This window comes from Bartonella sp. AA16NXGY, assembly GCF_042197325.1.
Taxonomy (GTDB): domain Bacteria; phylum Pseudomonadota; class Alphaproteobacteria; order Rhizobiales; family Rhizobiaceae; genus Bartonella.
On record NZ_JBHIRR010000029.1, the window covers coordinates 1 to 7,751 of the forward strand.

General features: G+C 35.3%; 3 protein-coding genes. All 3 read right to left on the reverse strand.

Features of this window, described 5'->3' with window-relative positions:
* Window positions 1-207: 207 nt before the first annotated feature.
* Window positions 208-897 (reverse strand): hypothetical protein, encoded by a 690-nt coding sequence (locus ACFINK_RS08985; RefSeq protein WP_375638851.1) that lies wholly within the window; start codon window positions 895-897, stop codon window positions 208-210.
* An 84-nt stretch (window positions 898-981) separates the two neighbouring features.
* On the reverse strand, window positions 982-1,749 hold the full coding sequence (locus ACFINK_RS08990) for an LbetaH domain-containing protein (protein ID WP_375638852.1): 768 nt from the start codon (window positions 1,747-1,749) through the stop codon (window positions 982-984).
* Window positions 1,750-3,293: 1,544 nt separating this feature from the next.
* Window positions 3,294-7,751: type ISP restriction/modification enzyme (locus tag ACFINK_RS08995; protein WP_375638854.1), on the reverse strand; the 4,458-nt coding region annotated here is incomplete at its 5' end.

The following is a 7,751-nucleotide window of genomic DNA, read 5'->3' on the forward strand; positions in this document are numbered from 1 at the left end:
ATATCATCGAAATCTTTTAAAGCACGAATGCGATAAAGAGTTATAATATTTCGAGTAAGAGCATGTTTGATTTTTTTGATTTCACTGGTTAATTCATATTTTTTGCACATAGAGATACCCTCACAATTTAATGTGATAAACATTTGATAAAATTTGGAATGGAAAATTTGCTTAAAAAGCAGGCGCCCCCGCCGCGCCCGCGCGTCTTTACGCAGCGTTATTTTCAATAATCTTTACAACGGTATCGTTTTCATAAATTTCACAATCTTCAGGAATTCCATATGCATAATAAAAGTTTTGTTTGACATATGAATAACCATCTCTTTTTAACCTTGCATTGCCATGTACCAAACCTCTAATGGTGTGATAACCAGTCACTTTTGCATTCCCATAAACAGAACCATAGACCTTAACATACCCACCCACGCTAGCATTGCCATAAACCTTGCCATAAATTTTTGAAGAGCTACTTACAACAGCATGATCATAAACCTCAGCCTTGCTATAAATGCGTGCACTTCCTGTTAATTTTGCATTCCCATAAACCCTTGCATATTGATAAACCCACACCTTATCAGAAAGATGCGCATTATCATAAACATGAGCTCCAAAATACACGCGGGTTTTATCATATACATGCGCATTGCCATAAACAAAACCACCAATGGCAGCATTGCCATATATCTTTGCATTTTCATAAACACGACCAGATTTTACAACACAAGCATTATCATAAACCCAGCAATTGCCATCATGAGAAAGGTTATCTTCCTTTTCAATAAAGCCCCCTAAAGTACCTGCTTTAACATCAGCAAAGTCTTTTAATGCTTTAATGCGATAAAGGGTATGATTATTAATTACACGCGTTTCATTTGTGAGTGCAAACTTCTTTTGCATGAGCACAATTCCTTTATAGAGATTTAAATTTTTAAAATGAAATATTTAGAAGGAGGGCGCCCCCGCCGCGCCCGCGCGTGTCATTTACGCAGCATCACTTTCATATTCGCTGTTATCATCATCGTCATAATACCCTTCAAAATCAGCATAATACTCATGACGATAATAATCATCTTCGCTACCAAACTCAGGATATGCATCATCACACATATCTTCATTAGCTGTTAAAGAGGCATTGCTATGAATATATGAAGAACCAGAGATAAGAGCATCACAAATAACGGCATCATCAAAAACACGTGATTCATCACAAATGTAAGCAGAGCCACTTATTTTTGCATTGCCTCCGACATGGGCATCATCACAAATGACAGCATTATCGGAAATATGAGCATGATCAGTGACACGGGCGTTATCATAAATTTGTGCATTGCCTTCAATTACAACGGCGTTGTTAGCATGCGCATTGCCTGAAAGTTTTGCATTGTCCTTTAATGTCATACCTTCAAAAATAGCATTTCCATAAATTTGAGCATTACCATAGACATCAACAAAAAAGCTTTTTACTTTAGCATTTCCAAAGACGCGTGCATTTTGAAAGACCCGTGCTTTATTATAAACCCAGCAATTGCCCTCATGAGATAAGTTGCTTTCATTTTCAATATACCCCCCTAAATCGCCTTTTTTGACATCATCAAAATCTCTTAAGGCTCTAATTCGAGTTAAGAAATGACCATCGATATATTCACAATCATCAATAAATTCGTATTTTTTTGCAGGATTTTGTTTATTAACAAGCACAGTTTCATTTGAAATAGAAGAGATAACGGGGGAGGTGTTTGAATTTGTCATTTTAAATTCTTTCTAATCATAAAAGGTTTCTATTGACCCCCTAATGGGCGTCGGGCGCTAGAAACACGGTGATTAGTCCGCTGTATGCTTTCCCCTTGAAAGGGTATTGTATGGCATAACCACACCCGACAAAATTCTCATATACTAACAAAAGCATAAAAGAAAGTCAGTATTTTAAAGGCATGGGAGAGGCTGTTTCGTAACCTATCCGCTAATCACTAAGTGTTTCTATCACTTGATTATTTATATAACAAAATACGTATTTATTGTCAAACAATATTTTATCTTTTTTGTATTTTTTTTAATACGTTATGTATTGATAATATCTTATGCTTATTAATTGCTTCTTTTATATTTATGTGCTTTTAAAGCTATATTATGGGCTTTATGAAACGATTGCGTATTTTCTGAATCTATACATTTATAATATTTAAAAACGCTCTCATAATGCGTATTTTAAACTTTATAACCTATCAATTTTGTCACTAAATGGATTTTAAGATTTCTGTTAATTTCTTTTAATAACACATTTTAGACTTAACAGCCTTATAGGGACTGTCTTTATAACAAATGCTTTCATTTGCATTTTTGCTTTTTCTATAGCTGTTATATGCTTTATAGCCATGGCATCATTTTTCATGTTCATAAGAGAAATGATAAATAGGATATATGATAATTGTGATTTATAGACCGTTATGAAAACACTTATGAAAACATCTCAATAGAAACTGATCATTATAGAGATGAGCAAAATCCCTTTTAATAAACTTTTGTCATTTTTGTCAGTTCTTTTTAGAACCTATATCATTTTTTTTAAATGAGAGAAAATTAAAATCATTATATTTCAATAAGTTAAGTTTTATCAATTTTTCAAAATACAACTTATTAAAACAGCCATAACAAATAAATACAACTGTAAATATATATTTGTCAGTTTATGTCAGTACATTGAATCGACAAAAGTGATCATTTAGTGAATGATTAAAACATGTCTTATGAGAGTATGTGATCTTTTAAAGCCTTTCAAAAGAAAGGGATTATAATCATAATAAATGCTATCAAGACCATTATGGTTATGAGTTTTGGAGGTGCTTTTTACGCCCCCCTTTACATATTTTTCAATAAAAAATAAAAGTCATTATATTTCAATATGTTATTTTTTATCAATTTTTCAAAAAACAACCTATATCAATAGTACAACCTATAAATTCAACTAATGCTCTATGTTTTGTAAGGTTTTTGGGGGGGTAGAAACATTCAAAACCTATAAGTAATATAAGAAAATGAATATACATAACCCTCTTTAAATAAAGCTTCTGATAACAATAAAGCACTCATTTTAGATTACGGTTTAATCTTTTAAAGGCAATGTAAATAAGAGTATCTAAAAGTGCAAGTTTCTTCTTTTTAAATAACGCATGATAAATTATCCTTTTAAAGATTGTATGTCAGCAATTTATAAAAGGGATATAAGAACCTATAGGTATAAAACCTTATACCCCTTATGAGTTTATCATACCCATTATGTGAGCATGCTTTATAAGTTATTCAGTTTCTCTTATTTCCAATTTTGGTAGTTTTTTTACGATTTTCATTGTTTCTAAACTTACGGTAATAACCTTTTGAAATAACTCTAGAGGGTAGGCAGGGTTGCCAACGGTTTCAACAGCATAGCGATTAGCATCATTAACAATGCCACTCTTTTTATCAATCTTTACACATTGACGCCCCATAACCCATTCAAGAGCAGGCTTGCCATTAACGATATACGCATAAGCTTCAAGAGGGATATCTGTCATGATGATATTGCTATTATAAATAACAGTGGTTTTATCCTTTTCTTTACTATCCTTAATTTTTGCGAATTTCATTTCAGTTACATAATAAAACTTTTCTGGATTAGAGATCTCTGTAACTTTTGGATTACCCTTTTTAAAGGTCACTGGATACGGCTCTACAGTTTCATAGTTTACGTGCAAATGACCCAGTTCACGCCCTGCTGTTACAAACTTCCAAAAATCATCAGCACTCTTTACACAAGGGATACGAGGCAATTCTTTGCATAAATTATCAGCATAACGGGCGCGATAATCTTCCGAATGCAAAAGACCGTAAACATAATAGAATAGATCATCTTTTGTTATGGTTTCATTAGGATAAGCTGCTTTAAAATGTGCTAATCCCGCATCTGTAATGGCATCACGGCGTTGTAAATCAGCATTGTTGCTTTTTTCTATAGAATTCGTAAATAAATGTGACTGGTTATTATCTTTAGATTTTAAGGAGGTAATATCTTCATAAAAGTATCTTGGAAAGCATTGACCTGTATCTATTGCGTGAAGGTTAGGTAAATCCTTACTCATCAAAACAGAAAATCCACTTCTTGCTCCTACGCCTGTAACTTGTATTACCTTATTTTTTACCGCTTTCCCTATAGAGAATTGTAAAACTCTCTCATTAAAAATGCGATTGTAATAAAGCCACTGTTGTGTAAAAGGGCGATAGAGGCTTTGAATAAGGTATTTATCTTCAAATTCGAAAATCTTTCCACTAATTAATTGTTGTTTAAGAGAACGACTCCAACTGATTTTTTTAGCATCTGAATTTACAAAATTATCTACAATTTTTGTACGTGTTTTACAGTCAGTGTGATAAATATCATTAAAACGTTTCACTTCACTATTATAAAAATTAATCATATTACGCATATTTTTAGCTAAAGCTTCACGGCTTGAGTTATATGCCCACGCATCACGGCTAGTTGAGATACCACAAGAAAACGTTTTAAAGAGCTTTTTATTATGTCCTTTCTTATCTCCTAAAGCTAGGAATGTTTCGAAACTCTCATCACGTTGATGTATCCAATCACCATGCTTATCTGGTGCAATTACTTGCCAGCCCTTTTTATCCGTAATGCCACCAACACTACCAAAACATTCCAGAGCTGTAAGTTTTTCTTTTATCGTACGATTATTACCAATATCATGATAGTAAATTTTACAAGGTCCAATAGCATTGGGATTTTTGATAAACAAGGTTACAGCAATACCGGTCATACTACCATTGCCAAAAATATTTTCACCTTCTTGAGCTCTTCCATTGCTTAACATATTTTTGCGAAGATCCCCCCGTAAATTAAGCACATAAATGCTCGTAAACTCTTTGGCTAAAGATTTTCGTAATCCATCCATTGTTGACTTTTCTATGTAACCAGAACCAGAAACAAAACCGATTACTCCAGCATTATCAATACGATCACTAGCCCAGCGAATGGCACGAATATAACTATCATAAAGATTTCGCATAAGGCTTGCTTTAGATTGAGCGGCGTAAGTTTCATCAATACGGTCATTTAATATCGGATAAGGCGTATTCTTTGCATTATCATTAGCACTTTTTTGACCTGTTGAATAAGGAGGATTTCCAAAGATAACTTCAATATTCATCTTCTTTTGATGTTCTAAATATTCACTGTTTTCTTTAAACAATTCCTGTAGTAAGTTCTTCTCTTCAAGCATCCGAAACGTATCGGTTAAGCCAATATGTTTAAAAGGAATATACTCTCCTTTCATAAGACTATGATACGTCGATTCAATGTTAATCGCTGCTATGTAATAGGCTAAGAGAACAATCTCATTGGCATGGATATCATGACGGAATTTGTATTCCATATCCTCTGGTTTGATCAGTTTAGATTGTAACAGCCGCGTGATAAAAGTACCCGTTCCGGTGAAAGGATCAAGGATAGAGACACCCCGTGATCCCAAGCTTTTTCCAAACTCTTGCTCTAAAACATCATTAACGGAATGAATGATAAAATCAACAACCTCAACGGGCGTGTAAACAATTCCAAGCTTATCTGTGGTTTTCTTAAATGCCTTGGCAAAAAAACTTTCATAAAGCTTGATAATAAGATTCTGTTTTGCATGAGTTTCTGTAATCCCTGCTGTACAGAACATGACACTTTTGTAAAATTGATCAAGATCTTTCGTTTTCTCTTCGATATTTGTTTTATCCAGTTCCGTTAAGATCTTATCCATGGCTTGCGAAATGGCATTGTTCTGTACAAATTCATTACCGTAAAATAAAGCTTCAAACACGGGACGCGTGACAAGATGTTGCGCTAACATCTCAATCGCTTCCTCTTGCTTGATTTCACTGTTGACGTTGTTCTTTAATTCCTTATGGAATGCATCAAAGGCGTGAAAGGCTTCACTCTTTTCATCGGAAATCATATCTTTAAGATGATTGATATGGTTTTGAGCAATCTCAGCAACATTGTTCGCCCAAATGCCCCAATAATCCGTGATTTTAAAACTATCCAGAAAAATGGCTTTGACAAAATCAAAAAATTCAGAACGGGGGAATAAGTCTCCTTGTCCTCCAGATACCGATTGAGATTTGCTTTCTGCTGTTCCAATGACACGTCCAGAACTTTCTGTTTTGGATGGTATCGAGATCTCATCAACCGTTGTGGTAAGCTCTTTTAATTCATTGGCACGCTTAATCTCTATAATCTCAATCGTATGGCTGCTATCTTGTCCTAAAGACATCTGATTAATTGTCCGAGCAAGCCTTTCATCATGAGAATGTAAAGCATGCAAAACTTGCCAAACAACACGGTATCTCTTATTGTTTTTTAAAGCCTTTTTGGCTTCTAAGTGTGAAGGAATGATAATAGGTAAAATGATATAGCCCGTTTTTTTATTTGGAGCACGGCGCATCACACGTCCCACCGCCTGTATCACATCCACTTGGCTATTACGCGGGTGTAAAAACATGATGGCATCAAGAGCAGGGACATCAATCCCTTCTGAAAGACACCGAACATTGCTTAAGATCCGACAAACATTTTGACCCGCATCTTCTTTAAGCCAATCCAATTCCTCATTGCGTTTTTTGACGCTTTGCGTTCCGTCAATATGTCTTACTTCACAGTTTAGAAAGGGAACGGTTTGAAGGAAATCATCAATATGAGATTTGATAATTTTATTGAAGAGCTTTGTAATATGTTCAGAGGTGTTGATATCTTTGCAAAAAGCTAAAGCACATTGCATGGGCTCTGTATCATCATCATCAACAGCAGCTTGCTTATCTATTTTGGTAAGGGCTCTATAACAGCCAATAATTTTTGCCGCATCATCTAAATCAATTTCATGGTTTTCATTGGCAATAATCTCTTGTATGGCTGGTGTGATATAGGTTTCATTAATACCCAAGACCACAATCTTGTAAGGAGTTAACAGTTCATTATCGACAGCTTCCGCGAAGGTATAATGATGGAGTTGTTTTCCAAAAAGTGCTTCATCATCCATAGAGGCGAGAACGGCATTAATCTCATCCGCCCGCCTTTTGGCAGTATCACTAAAGATACGCGGCGTTGCTGTCATGTAGAGACGTTTTTTACCACGAATAATGCTGTTATCATGAACCTTGATAAATTCAGATTCATTGTCTTCAGTTCCCAATGAAGCACCAGTGGTACGGTGTGCTTCATCACAGATGATTAAATCAAATTCGGGTAAACCATGCTCTTTTTGTGCATCCGAAATCACTTGGATAGAATGGTAAGTTGAAAAGACCACGGTCATTGCATCTGCTAGGGATTCACAAGCTTCTTTAGCAAGGGCTTGAGCATCCGTGGTAGCAGGGAGAACAAGATCTGATGTTTCCATGCCAACAATATCATCTTGGTTTTTACGACGCTTGCCTACTTTTGTATCCGAACACACCGCAAAGGAACGCAACGGGATTTGTGCATCGGCTGTCCATTCACGGATTGTTTGCGAGACTAAAGCCAGAGAAGGTACCAGAAACAAAACACGCTTGCCTTTCCCAGCAAGGGTTTCTGCTATCTTCAAACTGGTGAAAGTCTTCCCCGTACCACATGCCATAATCAGCTTGCCACGGTCTGCTTCTTTTAAACCTTCACAGACTTTCTTGATGGCTTCTTCTTGATGGGGACGAGGCTCTTTTGTTGATTTCAGAACAACTTCTTTTTT